Annotated in this window: 1 protein-coding gene; it reads left to right on the top strand. The window is 49.3% G+C overall.

Annotated elements, in window-relative coordinates:
- Window positions 1–223: DUF7146 domain-containing protein (locus tag PSI23_RS22585; protein WP_444876168.1), on the top strand; the 223-nt coding region annotated here is incomplete at both ends.

The following is a 223-nucleotide window of genomic DNA, read 5'->3' as shown; positions in this document are numbered from 1 at the left end:
CCAAAAGATAATCACCCTTTACTCACGCATGCCGGAACTGAAAGGCACCTCAGCAGAAAAATACCTTCAAAGCCGGGGGATCTATAGCCATCAGCCTATTGAACAAATCCGTTTCTGTGAAAAGCAGCCGACATACCAAGGGGATTATCAGGCGATGTGGGCATTGGCGACAGACTCACGCGGTCAATTGTGTTATCTGCACCGAACCTATCTGGACGGGGAT

It is taken from the genome of Xenorhabdus yunnanensis (genome assembly GCF_028598805.1).
In the GTDB taxonomy this organism is placed as follows: domain Bacteria; phylum Pseudomonadota; class Gammaproteobacteria; order Enterobacterales; family Enterobacteriaceae; genus Xenorhabdus; species Xenorhabdus yunnanensis.
Note: the sequence above shows the minus strand (reverse complement) of the source record. Positions and strands in the feature narration are given on the sequence as shown.